This is a genomic window from Vibrio sp. E14 (assembly GCF_020515785.1).
In the GTDB taxonomy this organism is placed as follows: Bacteria; Pseudomonadota; Gammaproteobacteria; order Enterobacterales; family Vibrionaceae; genus Vibrio; species Vibrio diabolicus.
In genome coordinates this window covers 988,857-1,007,459 of record NZ_JAHPJI010000001.1, presented here as the reverse complement: position 1 = coordinate 1,007,459, position 18,603 = coordinate 988,857, and the positions used below count along the sequence as shown (strand labels likewise).

The window sequence follows — 18,603 nt, the reverse complement described above, 5'->3', positions numbered from 1 at the left end:
CTTGATTTTTCTAAAACTTTCAGTCACTTCAGTTGTTCACCTTTAATAGCCTTGAAACTGCTAGGTTAAAACGAATGCTTTGTTTTTAAACAAAGCAGGGTTTATCGTTAGCGTGGTTTAACTCGACAATCATTGCCATTCTGTAAAAGCCAAAACTGTATAGCCCTTTGTGAGCATGACTGCGGTTATCTCATTTTGTAAAAACTACCAACATCCGTTAATAAATTACCTTTTACTCTTCAATATCAAGATAAAAACGTTCATCTACCCCTTTAGGGTAGTTTGAAATTGTAATTGATTTACATCATGTATTAATTTTCTTTCACAATTAACAATGAGCTCAGTGATAAGAACCTAACCCTTAGGAATTATAATGAGCAAGTTGAAGCTAGTAGTCATCGGTAACGGTATGGTAGGGCACCGTTATATTGAAGACTTAGTCGAGAAAGCTGATATCTCTAATATGGAGATTACCGTTTTCTGTGAAGAACCTCGTGTCGCATACGACCGTGTGCACCTTTCCTCTTACTTTTCTCACCACACTGCAGATGAACTTTCTTTAGTGAAAGAAGGCTTCTACGAGAAACACGGCATCAATATGTTGATCGGTGAACGTGCGATTAACATTAACCGTGAAAACCGCATTGTTTACTCAAGCACTGGCCGTGAAGTTCAATACGACAAGCTGATTCTTGCTACAGGCTCATTCCCATTTGTCCCGCCTATCAAAGGTCATGAAAGCAAAGACTGTTTTGTTTACCGCACGATCGAAGATCTAAAAGCGATTGAAGCGTGTGCGAAAAACAGCAAATCAGGCGTGGTTATCGGTGGTGGTCTTCTAGGTCTTGAAGCGGCAGGCGCACTAAAAGCATTGGGTGTAGAAACGCACGTTGTTGAGTTCGCACCAAAGCTGATGGCTGAGCAACTTGACCTTGCTGGTGGTAACCAACTTCGTCAAAAGATCGAGCGTATGGGTGTGAACGTTCATACTAGCAAAAATACGCTTGAGATTGCGCCAGAAGGTAAAAGTGCTCGCAACGTTATGCGTTTTGCTGACGGCACTGAGTTAGAAACAGACTTCATCGTATTTTCAGCGGGTATTCGCCCACAAGACAAACTGGCACGCCAAATGGAGCTAGAACTTGGCCCTCGTGGCGGTGTTGCCATCAACGACCACTGCCAGACTTCTGATGAGAACATCTACGCGATTGGTGAGTGTGCGTCTTGGAATGAAATGTTCTACGGCCTTGTTGCTCCGGGTTACAAGATGGCGACCGTTGCGGTTGATCACCTACTAGGTAACACAGAAAGCAAATTCGAAGGCGCTGATATGTCTGCGAAGCTGAAACTTCTTGGTGTAAAAGTAGGTTCAATCGGTGACGCGAACGGTCGTACTGAAGGTTGTAAGAGTTACGTTTACCAAAACGAAGAGCAAGAAGTTTACAAACGTCTTATCGTTTCTGAAGACAACAAGAAGCTGCTAGGTGCAGTACTCGTGGGTGATACGTCTGACTACGGCGATCTGCTTCAATTGATGTTGAACGAAATCGACCTACCAGAACACCCAGACGCATTGATCCTTCCTGCACACGCAGGCGCTGAGAAACCAGCACTAGGTGCAGACGCTCTACCAGAAAGCGCAGTGATCTGTTCATGTTTCGATGTAACCAAAGGCAAGATCGCACAAGCGGTTGCTGATGGCCACCATACATTGGGCGACATCAAAGCAGTGACTGGCGCTGGCACAGGCTGTGGTGGTTGTATTCCTCTAGTCACTTCTGTTCTAAACGCAGAGCTTGCTAAATCTGGTATTGAAGTGAAGAACGACGTTTGTGAGCACTTTGCTTACTCACGCCAAGAGCTATTCCACTTAATCCGTATTGAAGAGATCAAAACGTTTGATGAGCTTCTGGAGAGATGCGGTAAAGGTTACGGCTGTGAAGTATGTAAACCACTTGTGGGCTCTATTTTGGCGTCTTGCTGGGGTGAGCACATCCTTAAGCCACAACTGGTTAAGCTTCACGACACGAACGATAACTTCCTAGGTAACATCCAAAAGGACGGTACTTACTCTGTCATTCCACGTATGGCGGGTGGTGAAGTAACACCTCAAGCACTGGGTGCGCTAGCGAACGTTGCTGCTGAATACAACCTATACACCAAAGTAACCGGTGCTCAACGTATTGGTCTATTTGGTGCTCAAAAAGACGATCTTCCAGAGATCTGGCGCAAGCTTATCGACGCTGGTTTCGAAACAGGTCAAGCGTATGCGAAAGCACTTCGTATGGCGAAGACATGTGTTGGTTCAACATGGTGTCGTTACGGTGTTCAAGATTCTGTTGGTTTAGGCTCTTACATCGAGAACCGTTACAAAGGCATTCGTACGCCTCATAAGATGAAGTTCGGTGTTTCTGGTTGTACTCGTGAGTGTGCGGAAGCACAAGGTAAAGACCTTGGCATTATCGCGACTGACGCAGGTTGGAATATGTACGTTTGTGGTAACGGCGGCATGAAACCTCGTCACGCAGACCTACTAGCAAGCGATCTAGATAAAGAAACGCTAATCAAGTACATCGACCGCTTCATGATGTTCTACATCCGTACTGCTGCGCCACTACAACGCACATCAGTTTGGATGGAAAACATGGAAGGTGGTGTTGACTACCTACGCGAAGTGATTGTTGACGACAAACTTGGCATCAACGCTCAACTAGAAGCTGACGTAGCGAAGCTTGTAGACGAGTACGAGTGTGAGTGGACTGCGACTATCAACGACGAATCACAACTGACTCGTTTCGCACACTTCATCAACTCTGACAAGCGCGATGACAACGTTATGTTTGTACAAGAGCGTGAACAGCACCGCCCGGCAACTTTCACGGAAAAACACCCTGAAGCGAAAGGCGACATCCTACACGTAGCGATCACTGAAGCATAAGGGAAGGTTGATTATGTCATTTGAAAAGATTTGCCAAATCAGCGACATCGTACCGGGCACTGGCGTTTGTGCACTGGTTGATGGTCAGCAAGTTGCGGTATTCCGCCCAACACAAGCAGAAGAAGTGCTGGCGATCAGCAACACAGACCCGTTCTTCCAATCAAACGTGCTTTCTCGCGGTTTGATTTGTGAGCACCAAGGCGAACTCTGGGTAGCAAGCCCACTTAAAAAGCAACGCTTTAACCTGAAAACAGGTGCTTGTATGGAAGACGAGCATTTTAACGTGAAAGCGTACAAAACGCGCGTAACCAACGGTGAAGTAGAAATTTCTGCATAAGCTTGGTTTGCATTCCCTCCTCCTTAAGGGGAGGGAATGCACTGAGTACTTAGATTCAATAGACAAAGGCTTTCCAAGCGTCATCTTTGGGGAACAGGGAAGCGAGATGATGTCGACAGCAGTGGGTGTCAACGGGAAGCCTTTCTCTATTCAATCTTTAACTTTTTAACTTTCAATTTTGAATAAGGACACATTCATGTCTACAGACTTTAAACCTGCTGAATTCGTGCAAACCATGATCAACGTGGGTGAAGCGAAAATTAATACCAGCACTCGAGATCTTCTGCTTCGCGGCACGATGGCAGGTGTTATTCTGTCTCTTGCAGTGGTGGTTGCTATTACCGCGATTGTACAAACGGGCATTGGCCTTGTGGGGGCGCTTGTTTTCCCTGTGGGCTTTGTGATTCTCAGTGTGATGGGTTACGACCTTGTCACAGGTGTTTTTGGTCTTGCTCCTTTGGCTAAGTTTGCAAACCGTCCTGGTATCACTTGGGGTCGTATCTTCCGTTGTTGGGGTCTTGTAGGCTTGGGTAACCTTATCGGTTCTCTAATTGTGGCTTACCTAGTGGCTATCTCACTAACCGGTAACTTCTCTCTAGAACTGAACGCAGTAGCGAAGAAATTTGTGGCAGTTTCTACCGCACGTAGCCTTGGTTTTGAAAACATGGGTATGGACGGATGGATCACGTGTTTTGTACGCGCTATCTTCTGTAACCTAATGGTGTGCCTAGGCGTGATCGGCAACATGACGGCACGTTCAGTATCTGGTCGTGTAGCGATGATGTGGTTCCCAATCTTCATCTTCTTCGCGCTAGTATTCGAGCACACCGTGGTAAACATGTTCCTATTCCCACTGGGTATGATCTTAGGTGCGGATTTTGGTATCGCGACTTGGTTGAACTTCAACCTTATCCCAACCATCTTAGGTAACATCGTTGGTGGTCTCGTAATGACTTGTCTGCCACTGTATCTAACTCATGCGAAAACAGCGCCTTCTATCAACGTAGTTGAAGAAGAAGTAAAAGCAGAACCTGCAATCGCAAAATAAACCGCTTTATATGGCCCTATCTTTTGCGGGTAGGGCTATTCAACTCATTTAACTTTCAATAGATATTGTATTGATTTGGCTATAAAAAGTAATAACTCCTTGGGGTAGTTTAAACCTTAAATTAATAACGTGAGTGTTACTCTTTATATCCAAATTTCCGATAGGCGTTGATATGACTACTGCGAACTCATCTTTAAACAGCGGCTTTGTTTCTTTAGTTGGTGCAGGTCCGGGCGATCCAGACTTGCTGACGGTCAAAGGTTTGAAAGCCATTCAAGTGGCTGAAGTTGTGGTGTATGACCGATTGGTGTCGAAAGACATTCTTGAACTGGCTCACGCATCTGCTGAGATGATCTATGTAGGCAAGAAACTGGACTTTCACTGTGTACCTCAAGATCAAATTAACCAAATCTTGGTACAAAAAGCACAAGAAGGTAAACGCGTTGTGCGCCTAAAAGGTGGTGATTCTTTCATCTTTGGACGCGGCGGTGAAGAGTTAGAAGAGCTTTCAGAATATGGCATCAAATACGAAGTGGTGCCGGGGATCACCGCTGCGGCGGGTGCAACAGCTTACGCGGGTATTCCATTAACGCATCGTGACCACGCGCAAAGTGTTCAATTTATTACGGGTCACGTGCAAAAAGACGGTCGAGAAATTGAGTGGCATTCACTAGCGCAATCTAACAACACACTTGTGTTCTACATGGGTTTGAAGCAAAGCGGTCATATCATGGATAACCTGATCACTCATGGATTAGATCCAGAGATGTCATGCGCCATTATTGAAAATGGTACGCGTCCAGAGCAGCGCGTGTTCCAAGGAAAACTGAACGAACTTTCTGAATTGGCTGAGAAGGCGATCAGTCCAGCATTGATCGTCGTTGGCAGCGTGACTCAGTTGCACAACAAACTAGACTGGTTTAGAAAATAAGTTCGTCTAATGGTTAGATTTTGCAGGGGCTATGACGTCTCTGCATTTCTTGCTTACGCATTGGCATTTGATCAATCAAGTTGTTGATAAATGGCCAATCCGTTTCTGCGCCCCATCGGTATTTCTCTTGGCCATCTTTACCAAGTAAAATTGCGGTATGTGAGCCTTTTTCAATTTCATACAGCTTGGCAAGCATTTTCAAATCAAACTCTTCTTTGAGCCAAGCTGGAGACGTGTAACCTTGTTCTGTAATGACTAATGTGACCACGTCTCTGTCTTCCAACTCGCACTCATTCATGAGTGTTTCTAGTAAGAATTGTTTAACGTATTCATCGTTTTCTGGAGCGAAGTAAAGCACACTCCGATGCGGCCAGTACTTTGAATGTGCTGGATAACCGAATGCTGTCGATGACAAGATACAAGAAAGTAGTATCACTAGTAACTTTCCGCCCATGACAGTTCCCCTAGAAACCCAAATACCGTTTATACGTTAAGTTTAGTGGAATTGGCTCATTGTGCTTTTTCCAAAACTGACTTAGGGTAGGCAGCAAATAAAACAAGCGTAGAAAAGATGAATTCAGAAAGAAAACAAAAGATCGCCATTTTGGTTGATGTACAGAATGTGTATTACACCTGTCGCGAAGCGTATCGCAGTAATTTTGATTACAACCAGTTTTGGTATGTTGCCACACAAGGGAAAGAGGTGGTGAGTGCCCGTGCTTATGCCATCGCGAGTAACGATCCAAAACAGCGTCAGTTTCATCACATTTTACGCGGTGTTGGGTTCGAGGTAATGCTTAAACCCTATATTCAGCGTCGTGACGGCAGCTCGAAAGGCGACTGGGATGTCGGTATTACTCTTGATGCGATTGAAATTGCCCCTGAAGTTGAAGAAGTGATTCTCGTTTCTGGAGATGGGGACTTTAGTCTTCTGGTGGAACGAATTCAGAAGCGCTTCAATAAAACGGTGACCGTTTATGGTGTGCCTAAGCTAACATCCCAAACTCTGATTGATTGTGCAGATAACTTTGTCGCGATTGATGATGACTTCTTATTGTAATCACTAACGTGACAAAGAAAAGGCGAGTCATTCAGGCTGTACGCTAACGTACAATGACTCGCCTCTAATTTATTGTTGATTTGGCTAATTATGAAGGAATGATCATTTGTCCTAACAAGTAGCCCAGACAGCAAGCACCAATCACACCAATCAAGCCTACCGACATAAATGAGTGGTTGAAGTACCACTTACCAATCTTAGTGGTACCTGACGTATCGAAGTTCACTGTCGCGATATCTGAAGGGTAGTTCGGAATAAAGAAGTAACCGTATACCGCAGGCATTAGGCCGATAAGCAGTGCCGGATCCAGACCCAAGCCAAGACCAACAGGCAGCATCATACGAGCCGTTGCTGCTTGAGAGTTCACCACAACCGATACAATGAACAACGCAAGCGCGAACGTCCAAGGGTAGTTGGTTACCATCTCAACGATGCCAGATTTGAACTGAGGCATTGCGTATTGGAAGTAAGTATCTGACATCCAAGCGATACCGAAGATAGCAATGGCAGCCACCATACCTGATTTGAATACTACGCCGTTTGGTACGTCACGTGGGTCAGTTTTGGTTGCAAGCAAAATGATACCGCCGAAGCAGAGCATCATCATTTGAATCACAACGGCCATGCTGATTGGTTTCGCGCCATCCACGATGGTACGAATGTCCGGCCACATCGCGATAACGACGATAACCAAGATAGAAGCGATGAACAGCAACACAGAGTTACGAGCACTTGTTGGTAGCACTTCATCAAGAGACGTTGCAGTGGTGTTGAGGATCTTTTCACGCCACACCGGATCTTTTAAACGCTCTTGGTATTCTTCATCGTCTTCCAGTTCTTTACCGCGTTTTAGGCTGTAAAGTGACATCAGCAACGTACCGAATAGCGTCGCTGGAACAGTAACGAGCAGAATAGAAAGCAGAGTGATCTCGTGTTGAATATCGGACAGCTGGGCCAAGTAGTAAACCACTGCCGCTGAAATTGGAGAGGCCGTAATCGCGATTTGCGAAGCGACGGAAGCGGCTGCCATTGGACGTTCTGGACGAATGCCGTTTTTCAGTGCAACGTCGCCAATGATTGGCATGATGGAGTAAACCGCGTGACCTGTACCGAGCAAGAAGGTCATAAAGTAAGTAACAAAAGGAGCGATCAGGGTGACGCGTTTTGGGTTTTTACGAAGCACACGTTCGGCAACTTGCAGCATGTATTTCAAACCACCAGCCGCTTCAAGAATGGATGCACATGTTACCACCGCTAAGATGATCAACATAACGGTGACAGGAGGGGAGGTTGGTGGCATCTTAAAGATGAAGACTTCAATCACCAAACCAATACCAGATACGACCCCAAGGCCTATACCACCATAACGTGAGCCGATATACAGCATCACGAGCAAAAATAGAAACTCAAGATACAACATGTGGATTTCCTTATTCAAAACAGGGGGCTATATAGCCAAATTACTTAATTACATTGTCCCGATATTCAGAAAGAAAATACTTCATGTTGTTCACACTCCTTTGGATAAGAAACAGCAATATTCAATTATTGGCAATAACTCACGCTACACAGGGAAACTGTTAACACAGTTTTATCAGGGTGTTTTTATGCTGTGTATTTTTGCGATCATGTCAGCGCTAAATGCGAAGAGGTTTAAGAGTTTGTTGCTATTCATCGCATACGTAACCAGACCTTACAGGCGCAAAGAGCTTGAAAATAGAGACATAAACCACACATGAGAATAGGCTCTTGCCATGCGAACACAAAAGATAATAGTTTGCATTGCGATTGGTGCTTGGGTATAAAGGTGTCAGAATGACTACACCAAAAATAAACCATCATGTCTGAGCAATTTTTCCCGCAACTATTTCAAACTTCGAGTGAGATTACGCCTTACCTTCACGGTGATATTGGCGAAATAGGGCAAGAAGTTATTCATATCAAAAACGATATCAATCCGATCATTCAGGGCCTTTACCAACAGTTGTCTGAGGCTCATCCGGAAGCGGGGAAAGCGTATTGGTTGACGAGAACGTGGGATTTGTTGTGTTGGCAGCCTGTTTATGTTGCGTTCATTTCTATTTACGGTTTCCACACGTTGCCAAACATTTGTGAGATGGCGCAGCACCTCAAGCCTTGTTTTGTGTCTGGATATCGATTCGCTGACGAAACACATATACATGGTAAGCCAGAAGAATTAATAAAAGAGGCCGGACGTCAAATTCGAGAGTTGTTCGATTTCTACCAAAAAGAAATGAGTCAATGGACGCGCATTCGCCCAGGTTTCACTTATCAATTGATGTCGGATGGGATCATGGCTTGTTTGATTCGTCTTCAACAGCGTTTTCCGCAAATGACCAACACGACATTGCGTGAGCATGCCATCTTGTGGTTACAGGCATTGGGTTTAGATGCCAACAATAGTCATTCACTTTATGAGACGTCACTGGATCAGCCGCTCAAATTGGTCAGAAAAAGCTGTTGTTTAGTCTATAAGTGTGAAGGCAGAAAGCTTTGTGAAGATTGTCCTCGTTTAGAAAAAAATCGACAGTTTATGAGCAAGCATAATCCTAATTAACATTTGGTTAACTTATGTAACAGTGCTCGATTTGAGAGTGAGAATAAGTATCATTGCATGCTCTTGTTGACAACAAAAGATAAATACAATGATAAAAAGGACGTTTTCTCTTAATCTCATCGTACTTGCGATGAGCAGTGGATACGCAGTTAGCTCAATAGCTGCGGAAGAACTTCAACAAACATCAACACCAAGTGATGAACAAATGGTGGTCGTGGGCAGTGTGATGCCGAAATCGATCTCTGATATTCCAGGAACGGTTTGGTTTGTAGGGCAAGAGGAAATTGCCCAACAATATCGCGCGGGCAAGACACTTGGTGACATTCTTTCTGCAACCATTCCTTCGTTAGACGTTGGTACGGGTGGTCGAACTAACTACGGCCAGAACCTGCGTGGCAGAGCGATGTTGGTGATGATTGATGGTGTCTCACTGCAGTCTTCTCGCCCAATTAGTCGTCAGCTTGATGCGATTGACCCATTCAACATCGAGCGAATTGAAGTACTATCTGGTGCAACCTCCATTTATGGTGCTGGCGCTACAGGTGGTGTTATCAACATTATCACCAAGAAAGCTTACTCCGATGACTTGTCATTTGAATCGTATGTCAGTGGCTCTACAGGTTTTAACAGCAGCGACGATTTTGATTACAAATTAGCCCAGTCTATTTCCGGTGGTAACGATCGAATTGCCGCTAGGGGTTCGGTTGTGTACACCGAGACACAAGGTGCATTTGACGCAAATGGCGACATTGTCACCCCAGATATTTCCCAAGGTTCTCTGCAATACAACTCGACGCTTGATGTGATGGGATCGACAGAGATTCAAATCTCCGAAGCCAGCAAGTTAAACCTTCTCGCACAATACTATGACAGCCAGCAAGATTCGCCATACGGCTTGTACATTGTTAACAATAAATTTGTTGATGTACGAGAGGGATTCGATTCCGATCGTGAACACGGTACAGAGCGAGTTCTCTTAAGCGCGAACTACGCTCACGACAGCGTATTCGGCCATCAACTGATTGGCGAGTTATCTTACCGAAGTGAAGACCAAACGTTTACTCCTTATTACCAAGGTGCTTCTCAGCAAAAGACAGAGGTTTTTGCTGGACGTTTGGCACTGGCAAAAAACTGGGAATCATTCAACCTTGTTTATGGTGTTGATGCGTATTTAGACCGTTTTGAGAGCAATCAAGCTCTATTCGAACCAAGCATTGCAAACAACTCTGGAAACTTGATTAATAAAACGTACGCCGAAGTTGGTCGTTACCCAGGTGTAGATGTAACGTCTTACGCAATGTTTGTTCAAGGTGACTATCAAATTAATCAAGATTGGTCCGTTCAAGCAGGCTACCGCTATCAATACATGGACAACAAGATTGATGACTTTGTTGCCTATAGCGTACAAAAGAAGATTGCCTCGGGTAAGGGGGTGTCAGCGGATGCGGTACCGGGTGGCAGCACCGACTACTCTGTAAGTCTGTTTAATTTGGGCACCATTTATCAGCTTAATGATGAATCTCAACTTTGGGCAAACTTCTCCCAAGGTTTCGAACTTGCTGACCCTGCGAAGTACTATGGTCAAGGCAGCTATGACGCTGTGGATGCAAACGGGCACTATGCGTTGAACAACAGCATTAATGTGTCTGACTCAAAAATGTCAGGTATTAAAACGGACAGCTATGAGATCGGTTACCGTCTTGATACCAACTCTCTTGCGCTTCAGGCGGCAGGCTACTACTCGCTTTCCGACAACTCCATCAAGTATGATAGAAAAACGTTGTTGATTACGAATGTTGACGACGAGCAGCGTGTTTACGGTGCAGAAGCAAACATCAATTACTGGGTGACCCGCGATATCCTGTTAGGGGCATCAGGACACTACGTAGTTTCTGAGCTGAAAACCGATGGTAAATGGGAAGATTTGAGCGCAGGTAAAGCCAGTACGTCTAAGGCTAATGCATGGGCTGCATACTACCAAGATTCGTACTCGATTCGTCTACAAAGTCAGACGATGTTTGATTACGAAGATGACGCCAACAATAAGTTGGAGGGCTACACCACGTTTGATCTTCTGGGTAATGTAACACTACCTGTTGGGCAGTTAGGCTTTGGTATTCAAAACCTATTTGACGAAAACTACACAACCGCTTGGGGTCAACGTGCGCAGATTCTTTATGCGGCACACTACGATGCAGCAGCTTACGACTACAAAGGAAGAGGTCGCACATTCACACTGAACTACAGTGTTGAATATTAAAGTCAATTCTCTCCGTACAATAAACAAAAAAGCCGCATAAAGCGGCTTTTCTTTTAGGCTTGATCTGTCGGCACTGTGCCTACAACATTTTCCGTGCTTTCCGAAGCTTGGTTTTGCTCTTCAGCTTCCATTTTTGCACGTTCAGCTTTGGAGATATAACGCGGCTTATTGCTCTTATGTAGCTTAGCGTTATGCTTCTTCTGCTTCGCTTTTAAGATCTGATTGATTTTCTTCTTGCGGTTCATGGTGGTGGTCCTTTAATTTAGCGGGGCAGGATAGTTATTTTTTTATCAAGTTACAACTAAATAAGCCCTTACGTCGGTCGCAAGATTCAAGTACGTTTCTATGTCCAATCATCTCTCGCGTTTTAATGGAGTCAAAATGAAAACACTGATCACTGAACGTTTGATATTACGTCTTGTGAGTGTAGATGATGCACCATTCATATTAGAACTTTATAACCACCCAGACTTTTACCGTTTTGTCGGAGATAAACAAATTCGTACTGAATATGAAGCGGCGCGTTATATAAAAGAAAACATGCTACGCATGCAAAAAGTTAAAGGTGTGAGTTTACTCGTAGTAGAGAAAAAAGACGATGGACAACCGATCGGTATTTGTGGGCTAGTTAAACGTGACACATTGCAACACTACGACCTTGGGTATGGTTTTTTACCTTCTGCTTATGGTTGCGTCTACGGAGTCGAGTCGGCAACCGCGGTGCTGGAATATGCTCGAGAGAGAATGAAACTCGATAAGTTGGCTGCCATCACCAACAATGACAATATTCGTAGTATAAGTTTGCTCAAAAAACTGGGCTTTGAGTTTGAACGAGTTGAGCAGCAATACGATAATGGTCGAACGTTAGAACTTTACACAATGACGTTGTGATTTTTGGAAGCTCATGAGCGATATTTTACTTGGCAAGCTCGCCACTGAATTTAAGACGGTAAAAGCCATGGTAGAGGTTTACTGTCACGATCACCATGGAACAAAAAGTGACTTGTGCTCAGAATGTCGTGAGCTGCTTGAATACGCAGAAGTTCGTCTTGACCGCTGTCCTTATGGAGAGAATAAACCGACGTGTAACAAGTGTCCGATTCACTGTTATAAACCGGATCCGAAAGAGCAAATGCGTTTGGTGATGCGTTACTCTGGCCCCAGAATGCTACTGAAACATCCCATCTTGGCGGTTCGTCATTTACTTCATGAAAAGCGCGCGGTACCGGAAAAACCTGTAGCGAACGCGTCAAACCGTCACAAACGTTTATCTAAACAAAAAAGCGAAGAATAAAAAACGAGGGCGACATGCCCTCGTTTTCGTTGAGTAGAAGTTGCGTGGTTAGAGGCCAGCGGCCATACGCTGCTTAGTTTTGCTCGCTGCAAGTAGCATGTATACGCCAGTCGCAACCAAAGCGGCAAACAAGTAGCCTAGTAAGCCATGTTCTTGGCCCATAAATTTATCAGCCACAACCGGGCCAGCAACAGAGCCAATGCTGTAGCTGAACAGCATGACTTGTGTGGCAGAGACAATAAAGCGCTCATCAAGTCCTTCACAACCTAAGTTGATCGCAATTGGGTACAAGGCAAAAGTAGCTGCACCTAAAAAGAATAAAGCAGCAGCTAATACCACGGCTGACGATGAAATAAAGGTCAAACCGATCGAAAAAATACCCAAAATACAGAAGAACGCCATTAGCACTGTGCGGCTCATGTATTTGTTCAATGTGGTCACCATTGGTTGAACCAACATGCCACCTAGGATCACTAGTGCCATCAATGTACCAATGTCTTGATGGTTGATTTTACGGTTAGTTAGCTCAACAGGCATTAATCCGTATATCGCGCCTAAGGTCAAACCTGATACAACACAACCAATAATTGCAGCATGGTTTAGCTTGGCAATTTGCTTAAATGACAAAGCGGTTGATTCATGGCTGTTTGGTTGTTCACACTCAATAAACATCAGCACCAACATCGCCATTAGGATCAGCGTTGTGATTGCAATGAACGGAACACCGCCACTTACGCCAAGTACACCAATGCCAAATTGGCCTAATGCAGAACCGCCATAAAGCGATAGCATGTACAAGCTCAAACGTTTTGCACGTGATGCTTCGTCGCCAGACATTAGCCAAGATTCAACAATGACAAAAACGCCCGCAACGGCAATACCTGCGATAAAACGAGCAGCAAGCCACACTAACCCATTAGCAAAAATGGGTAGCGTGACAATCGTTAGCGAGAATGCCGCTAAGCAGCCAATAAACGCTTTGCGGTGACCAACTTGACGCACGACACGTTCAATAAACATCGCGCCAACCAATAAGCCGCCATAAAAAACACTCGCCAACCAACTCGCATAATCTGCTGAGATGTTGTATTCACCGAGCATGAGAGGGATCAAGCTCATTAAATAGCCCGAAGCCACCGCATAAAGAGACAGTGCGACGACTGGAACTGTAACTCGTGGTGATGCTGCAGGAACGACTGTGTTTTCCACTGTTTTGCGCCTATAAGTTAAATGAAATCTATGGGTTATTCGGCGCGAATATGAGGCTAATAGTTAGGCAAGTAAAATGATTAATTTAAGTCGTTTCGACAAATAATATTTGTTAAATAGATAGGTCGATAAGTTGCATAAAAACGCCAACCTACCAGTGAGGTTGGCGTGGAGGATTACTTATTAAGTGCTTGATTTAACCATTGATCAAACTGACTCTTAGGCAGCGCACCATTGATCATATCAACGCGTTGACCGTTCTTGAAAACCATGATGGTAGGAATGCTTCGAATGCCAAATTGTGCAGCGAGCGCTTGTTGTGCTTCTGTATCAATCTTTACAAAACGAGCCGTTCCTGCTTGTTCATGAGCGACATCCGAGAAAACAGGGGCAAAACCGACGCACGGATTACACCAATGGGCCCAAAAGTCGACGACAACAGGCGTATCACTTTGTAATAGAGCAGAAAAGTTATCTTGCGTTCCCTCGATAGGCGCGCCATCAAAAAGTGCACTTTTACATTTACCGCAAGTTGCAGGTTCTGCAACACGCTCATTAGGGACACGATTCAGACCGCCGCATGAAGGGCAGCGAGTTTTAAACGATGACATGACTTCTTCCTTAATTACGTATTGATGAAAACATGACTTACCAGTCAGCCTCATTATTTGTATACTTATTTTTTAACCTGCCGAAATAACGCAGAGCAGGTTTGTATTTGAGCCTAAGGTTCTAAGAAATTTTATTAAAATACAACAATAAATAGGTCTGCGATGACAAATTACTACGCTGAAATTACAGGTTGGGGGAAATGTGTACCTCCTGCCGTGCTCTCTAACGATGATCTTAGCACTTTCCTTGATACTTCAGATGAGTGGATTCGTACCCGCACCGGTATCGAAAACCGCCGTATTAGCCATGTAAATACTTCAGACATGGCAACCGTTGCTGCCAAACACGCATTGGCGCGCGCGGGCGTTGACGCAAGCGACGTTGATTTAATCATTGTGGCGACTTGTTCTCCGGATTCACTTATTCCAAACATCGCATCTAAAATACAGCAGAACTTGGGCATTCGTTCTGCGGCGGCCTTTGATTTAAATGCCGCATGTACGGGATTTGTCTACGGCCTTGAAACGGGCACACGTTTGATTCAATCAGGTAACTATCGCAACGCGATCATTATTGGCGCGGAAAGATTGTCTTTCTACATCGATTGGGCCATGCGAGATACCGCTGTTCTATTTGGTGATGGCGCGGGCGCCGTTGTGTTATCAAGAACAGAAAAAGAAACGGGTCTACTGCAATCTCAAATTGGTTGTGACGCTAAAGGTCGCGATATTCTATCCGTGCCAAAGTTTGGTACTTGTATGGATCGCTTTGCGGAAGACAACGGTTACTGGGATTTCAATTTTGTAGGACAAGAAATTTTCAAACGTGCGGTAAAAGGCATGGGGCTAGCTGCGAAAACCGTGCTTAAAGCATCACAGTTAACTACCGACCAAATCGACGTTGTTATTCCTCATCAAGCGAATATTCGTATTATTCAAACCCTATGTGACCTATCTGGGATCCCACACGACAAAGCGTTTGTGAACATCCAAAACTACGGTAATACTTCTGCAGCGACGGTGCCAATTGCATTATGTGAAGCGGTAGAGCAAGGCCGAGTTAACCCAGGTGATAACATGCTTCTTGCTGCATTTGGTGCAGGTTTGACATGGGGGGCGGCAGTATTGAAATGGGGTGACCGCGTAACGCCAATTGGTGAAAGTGATGCGGCTCTGCCTGAATGTGAGCAATCCGCGCTAGAATTACTTGAGCGTGCCATTAAGCTGTGTAACGAGCGCCGTCGCGACGAAGCGTAACGGACACTCAGCGGGAATGATATTGAGAAGGGAGCGTAAATGCTCCCTTTTTCATGACACGTTAATTAAGAGCTCATTAAAGCAGCTTAAGCCATAAAACCAAGGTTTGAGCTAGCAAAATTGCGGATATTCGGGAACACGTATTCCAATGCCGCGTTATCACTCACGCCCATCCATTGCGCGAGGGTTGAGCCCACTTGATCAGCTGCAATTTGGGGTATGAGTCGACCTTGAGAATAGTCATCGTTACCACCCAATACTAGTTCAGGCCATGTGCCGATAGGTCGCTGACCATTCACCGCGCCCCCAATCAATAGTTGATGACCACCCCAACCGTGATCGGTGCCGTTACCGTTGCTTGTCATCCGTCGACCAAAGTCAGACATTGTAAAAGAGGTGACTTGCTTGTTTAGCCCCAACCGCGTAATCGCACGATACATTGCTAAGAGGTTAGTCGCTAGATCTTCGAGTAGTACGGGGTGTCGAACTAATTGAGAATCGTGTAGGTCGTAGCCAGAGTGTTTAACGAAGAAGACTTGTCGTTGTTGCTTTAACACATCTTGGCTTGCGATCAATTTATAGACGGTTTGCATCTGCTTGCCGAGTGTTGATGAGGTGAACAGCGGCGCGTCATCAATATGATTGAGTTGCTCGCTTAGCACGCGGCTCATCATCATCGACTCATCAACCATCAAATTAAAGTGACCACTAAACGGATTCTCTGTTTGATGAGAAAGCAGTTGGTCATAGATCCCCTTGTATAGCGGGTTATCAATCGCGGTAAGCTGAACCGCACGGTCTTTTTTCAGCACGGTTTGGCGGTGTTCCATCGCGCGTAACCAAAGCGAGTTCCCGTGCACACTGTATAGCGGGGTTATTTCTGATTCAGAAGTTAATACGTCCAACATTCTTCCTGCCCAACCCAAGTTGCTAGATTCTTGCATACCACCAAGTAACCAAGCGTCAGTTTGTGAATTGTGGGAAAACAGTTGCTCGGGAAGTGACGCTTCACCTAGCTCAATCGCTTGTTTTGTAACGGGATGGTTGAGAATGCCGCTATTGAGCACGATATTGGCATCGCCTTGTTCGAAAATTGAAGACAGCGCCTTTAGTTTGGGGTGTAAGCCAAGTTCTACTAGGTTATCCGAGCCATCGGTGGTACGCAAATTGATAGGGAGTATGTCGTCTTTGGCGACAGAAAGAGCCCCTCTGACTTTGGCATATTGGTTATAGTGCGCGTCAGACAACGGCAGTACAGTGTTGAACGCATCGTTTCCACCTGCTAAATAGACACATATTAATGCTCGAAAGTCATTAGATGGCGCCGCGAGAGAATAACCCGGTAGACCAAGCGAAGCTAAAGCGCCCATCGATGCAGTGCTTTTTATAAAATGTCGTCGTGAAATATCCATAATCCACTCCTAATCCTGAATATAGAATTCATCGCCGGAAATGGCGGTAAAAATCACCAAGGCGAGCTTTGTTGTTGGCACATAGTCCTCACGATATTCATCTAACACGGTGAGCATGAGTTTTTTTAATTCCGCCGAGGCCGTTCCAGCAAAGAAGCGTGCGTTAACCAGCTCGACTAAGGCATCGTGATCATCCAAAAGAAGATAAAACTCGCCGAGATCGAGAGTGTAGGAATCACCGCCGCCTCTGCGAGTGCTGGTCAACATATAGTTGACCAAATCGGTATAAACAGACCAGTTCAGTAGCTCATACTCCGGAGAGCTAATACCAGACTCCGTAAACTCGTTAGATGGTTGGTAGTCAGGAGAGTAAAAATTAAATACGGAAGGAGAACGAAGAGGTCCTTGATTGGCGATATTCATCATCGTAGTAGCGTCTTCGTAACGTGTAGATTTGATTGTAAAACCCGCTGCTCGATGAAAATTAGTTAGGACCAGTATTGGCTCTTTCACTTTTATTGGCGGGGTATCTGTCATGCCTAGAGCCTCAGAATCGAGCAAGATGGCATGAATGACCGCGTTTAAATCTCCTTTTTCTCCTTTGCCATTGTTATTGAATACCGAAGCAACACGTGCGATGTACTCCGGACTTGGATTCGAAGTTACAAAACGTTGGATAAGTAGCTTAGAAACAAACGGCGCCATGTTTGGATGAGACATCAAAATATCGATCACTTTTGAAAGCTCTTCTTGCGCAGTTAAACCAGCAGGAATTGTGTTACCAAGCAATCGTTTCTCGCCACCATCGTGTCGGTGGCTGATGACTCGCATCGGTTCAACAAACGCTAAATCGGCATTTTTCCACCCAGTTAATGCTCGAGCGAGCTCTTGAATATCCGTTTGGGTATATGTGGGGATAGGCTTACCCGTTGTACGATCAAGCTTTTTACTGCCATCGATATTCAGTTCATACAAGCCTAGGGTGAACAACTGCATCAACTCTCGAGCGAAGTTCTCATCAGGTAATGCCCCCGTCGTGTTGTTCTCTTTTGCGCTACCGAGCATGGACAAATAGCTGCCCATAACAGGATGAATGGAAACGTCATATAATAAATCTCGGTAGTTGCCAAAAGCGTTAGCAATCAATACATCATAGTAGTCGACTAGACCAGTGGGCTTATTGGAAAGAACACCGCCATAGCGAGAGACCACTAAGATCTGGCTTAATGCATACGCCATGCGTTGTCTGAGTTGATCATCAGCAGTAATAACAATTTGATACCAAGCGTTTTCTCGATTGGATTGTGCGCCTTTGGAAAAAGGTGTCCGATAGAGCGGTTGATGATAGGTGGCAGGAAGGTGGATTTGTTGAGATATCCAACTTTCCATCCCGACTTCTTCTACCTCATCAATTAATGTTGATGTTGGCCCAAAAGTGCTCTGATAGAGGAAACGCGCAACGGTTTGATCGGAGGGCGTTAGTTCCATTTCTGCTGGTACTGAAGGGACGTAACTTAGTAATAAGATAATCAACCCTAGTACCCAACAAGAGATTTCATTTTGTTTCTGACGTCTCATAGTTAACTCGCTTACCCGAGGGAACGACTTAAATCCATTTAACGGGAGTGATTAAGCTCATTTGAGCTAAATAATAAATTTAGGAAAATC

General features: G+C 44.9%; 17 protein-coding genes. 10 read left to right on the top strand and 7 right to left on the bottom strand.

Going from position 1 to position 18,603, the window contains the following annotated elements; genetic code table 11:
• Positions 1–373: 373 nt before the first annotated feature.
• The 4 genes from nirB (at position 374) to cobA (ending at position 5,254) form a co-directional block, all read left to right on the top strand.
• A complete protein-coding gene (gene nirB / locus LIX84_RS04320) occupies positions 374–2,938 on the top strand; it encodes a nitrite reductase large subunit NirB (RefSeq protein ID WP_226420733.1) in 2,565 nt (854 codons plus the stop codon).
• Between the two features lie 13 nt (positions 2,939–2,951).
• Entirely contained in the window at positions 2,952–3,275 is a 324-nt protein-coding gene (nirD, locus tag LIX84_RS04315; protein ID WP_005394602.1) for a nitrite reductase small subunit NirD, read from the top strand.
• Between the two features lie 196 nt (positions 3,276–3,471).
• Positions 3,472–4,323, top strand: coding sequence for a formate/nitrite transporter family protein (locus LIX84_RS04310; protein WP_005394601.1), 852 nt, complete (start codon positions 3,472–3,474; stop codon positions 4,321–4,323).
• 172 nt (positions 4,324–4,495) lie between these two features.
• A complete protein-coding gene (gene cobA / locus LIX84_RS04305; protein WP_226420732.1) occupies positions 4,496–5,254 on the top strand; it encodes a uroporphyrinogen-III C-methyltransferase in 759 nt (252 codons plus the stop codon).
• 13 nt (positions 5,255–5,267) lie between these two features.
• Here cobA and LIX84_RS04300 read toward each other — a convergent pair whose 3' ends face one another.
• On the bottom strand, positions 5,268–5,708 hold the full coding sequence (locus tag LIX84_RS04300) for a DUF4174 domain-containing protein (RefSeq protein WP_012842228.1): 441 nt from the start codon (positions 5,706–5,708) through the stop codon (positions 5,268–5,270).
• Positions 5,709–5,825: 117 nt separating this feature from the next.
• On the opposite strand from LIX84_RS04300, the gene LIX84_RS04295 reads away from it, so the two are divergent.
• Positions 5,826–6,314: a LabA-like NYN domain-containing protein gene (locus tag LIX84_RS04295; RefSeq protein WP_226420731.1), complete on the top strand. Its 489-nt coding sequence runs from the start codon at positions 5,826–5,828 to the stop codon at positions 6,312–6,314.
• 88 nt (positions 6,315–6,402) lie between these two features.
• Here the strand turns inward: LIX84_RS04295 and LIX84_RS04290 are convergent, their stop codons facing one another.
• The gene (locus LIX84_RS04290) at positions 6,403–7,734 is read right to left on the bottom strand and encodes an anaerobic C4-dicarboxylate transporter (RefSeq protein WP_005394592.1); all 1,332 of its coding nucleotides are present in this window, start codon (positions 7,732–7,734) and stop codon (positions 6,403–6,405) included.
• A 420-nt stretch (positions 7,735–8,154) separates the two neighbouring features.
• Here LIX84_RS04290 and LIX84_RS04285 point away from each other — a divergent pair, with 420 nt between their 5' ends.
• Together LIX84_RS04285 and LIX84_RS04280 are read left to right on the top strand one after the other, a co-directional pair.
• On the top strand, positions 8,155–8,892 hold the full coding sequence (locus tag LIX84_RS04285) for a siderophore ferric iron reductase (RefSeq protein ID WP_226420730.1): 738 nt from the start codon (positions 8,155–8,157) through the stop codon (positions 8,890–8,892).
• 88 nt (positions 8,893–8,980) lie between these two features.
• Positions 8,981–11,152, top strand: a complete 2,172-nt coding sequence (locus LIX84_RS04280; RefSeq protein WP_226420729.1) for a TonB-dependent receptor — start codon at positions 8,981–8,983, stop codon at positions 11,150–11,152.
• Positions 11,153–11,205: 53 nt separating this feature from the next.
• Here the strand turns inward: LIX84_RS04280 and LIX84_RS04275 are convergent, their stop codons facing one another.
• Complete coding sequence (locus LIX84_RS04275) at positions 11,206–11,397, bottom strand: DUF2986 domain-containing protein (RefSeq protein ID WP_226420728.1); 192 nt, start codon at positions 11,395–11,397, stop codon at positions 11,206–11,208.
• Positions 11,398–11,533: 136 nt separating this feature from the next.
• Here LIX84_RS04275 and LIX84_RS04270 point away from each other — a divergent pair, with 136 nt between their 5' ends.
• Together LIX84_RS04270 and LIX84_RS04265 are read left to right on the top strand one after the other, a co-directional pair.
• Positions 11,534–12,043 (top strand): GNAT family N-acetyltransferase, encoded by a 510-nt coding sequence (locus LIX84_RS04270; RefSeq protein WP_226420727.1) that lies wholly within the window; start codon positions 11,534–11,536, stop codon positions 12,041–12,043.
• Between the two features lie 13 nt (positions 12,044–12,056).
• Complete coding sequence (locus LIX84_RS04265; RefSeq protein WP_226420726.1) at positions 12,057–12,446, top strand: nitrous oxide-stimulated promoter family protein; 390 nt, start codon at positions 12,057–12,059, stop codon at positions 12,444–12,446.
• 48 nt (positions 12,447–12,494) lie between these two features.
• Here LIX84_RS04265 and LIX84_RS04260 read toward each other — a convergent pair whose 3' ends face one another.
• Both LIX84_RS04260 and trxC read right to left on the bottom strand, forming a co-directional pair.
• Positions 12,495–13,655, bottom strand: coding sequence for an MFS transporter (locus tag LIX84_RS04260; RefSeq protein ID WP_104972631.1), 1,161 nt, complete (start codon positions 13,653–13,655; stop codon positions 12,495–12,497).
• A 176-nt stretch (positions 13,656–13,831) separates the two neighbouring features.
• Entirely contained in the window at positions 13,832–14,266 is a 435-nt protein-coding gene (trxC, locus tag LIX84_RS04255) for a thioredoxin TrxC (protein WP_085343773.1), read from the bottom strand.
• A gap of 162 nt (positions 14,267–14,428) precedes the next feature.
• Here trxC and LIX84_RS04250 point away from each other — a divergent pair, with 162 nt between their 5' ends.
• Positions 14,429–15,523, top strand: a complete 1,095-nt coding sequence (locus LIX84_RS04250) for a ketoacyl-ACP synthase III (protein ID WP_005394577.1) — start codon at positions 14,429–14,431, stop codon at positions 15,521–15,523.
• Between the two features lie 86 nt (positions 15,524–15,609).
• Here the strand turns inward: LIX84_RS04250 and LIX84_RS04245 are convergent, their stop codons facing one another.
• Together LIX84_RS04245 and LIX84_RS04240 are read right to left on the bottom strand one after the other, a co-directional pair.
• Positions 15,610–16,935, bottom strand: a complete 1,326-nt coding sequence (locus LIX84_RS04245; RefSeq protein WP_226420725.1) for a DUF1501 domain-containing protein — start codon at positions 16,933–16,935, stop codon at positions 15,610–15,612.
• A 9-nt stretch (positions 16,936–16,944) separates the two neighbouring features.
• Complete coding sequence (locus tag LIX84_RS04240) at positions 16,945–18,513, bottom strand: DUF1800 domain-containing protein (protein ID WP_226420724.1); 1,569 nt, start codon at positions 18,511–18,513, stop codon at positions 16,945–16,947.
• Between the last annotated feature and the right edge of the window lie 90 nt (positions 18,514–18,603).

Excerpts from the sequence above, each read along its gene's own strand:
- LIX84_RS04265 (WP_226420726.1), top strand. The coding sequence starts at position 12,057 with ATGAGCGATATTTTACTTGGCAAGCTCGCCACTGAATTTAAGACGGTA.
- LIX84_RS04275 (WP_226420728.1), bottom strand. The coding sequence starts at position 11,397 with ATGAACCGCAAGAAGAAAATCAATCAGATCTTAAAAGCGAAGCAGAAG.
- LIX84_RS04250 (WP_005394577.1), top strand. The coding sequence starts at position 14,429 with ATGACAAATTACTACGCTGAAATTACAGGTTGGGGGAAATGTGTACCT.
- LIX84_RS04290 (WP_005394592.1), bottom strand. The coding sequence starts at position 7,734 with ATGTTGTATCTTGAGTTTCTATTTTTGCTCGTGATGCTGTATATCGGC.
- LIX84_RS04270 (WP_226420727.1), top strand. The coding sequence starts at position 11,534 with ATGAAAACACTGATCACTGAACGTTTGATATTACGTCTTGTGAGTGTA.
- LIX84_RS04240 (WP_226420724.1), bottom strand. The coding sequence starts at position 18,513 with ATGAGACGTCAGAAACAAAATGAAATCTCTTGTTGGGTACTAGGGTTG.
- nirB (WP_226420733.1), top strand. The coding sequence starts at position 374 with ATGAGCAAGTTGAAGCTAGTAGTCATCGGTAACGGTATGGTAGGGCAC.
- LIX84_RS04295 (WP_226420731.1), top strand. The coding sequence starts at position 5,826 with ATGAATTCAGAAAGAAAACAAAAGATCGCCATTTTGGTTGATGTACAG.
- LIX84_RS04300 (WP_012842228.1), bottom strand. The coding sequence starts at position 5,708 with ATGGGCGGAAAGTTACTAGTGATACTACTTTCTTGTATCTTGTCATCG.
- LIX84_RS04310 (WP_005394601.1), top strand. The coding sequence starts at position 3,472 with ATGTCTACAGACTTTAAACCTGCTGAATTCGTGCAAACCATGATCAAC.
- trxC (WP_085343773.1), bottom strand. The coding sequence starts at position 14,266 with ATGTCATCGTTTAAAACTCGCTGCCCTTCATGCGGCGGTCTGAATCGT.
- cobA (WP_226420732.1), top strand. The coding sequence starts at position 4,496 with ATGACTACTGCGAACTCATCTTTAAACAGCGGCTTTGTTTCTTTAGTT.
- LIX84_RS04245 (WP_226420725.1), bottom strand. The coding sequence starts at position 16,935 with ATGGATATTTCACGACGACATTTTATAAAAAGCACTGCATCGATGGGC.
- nirD (WP_005394602.1), top strand. The coding sequence starts at position 2,952 with ATGTCATTTGAAAAGATTTGCCAAATCAGCGACATCGTACCGGGCACT.
- LIX84_RS04280 (WP_226420729.1), top strand. The coding sequence starts at position 8,981 with ATGATAAAAAGGACGTTTTCTCTTAATCTCATCGTACTTGCGATGAGC.
- LIX84_RS04285 (WP_226420730.1), top strand. The coding sequence starts at position 8,155 with ATGTCTGAGCAATTTTTCCCGCAACTATTTCAAACTTCGAGTGAGATT.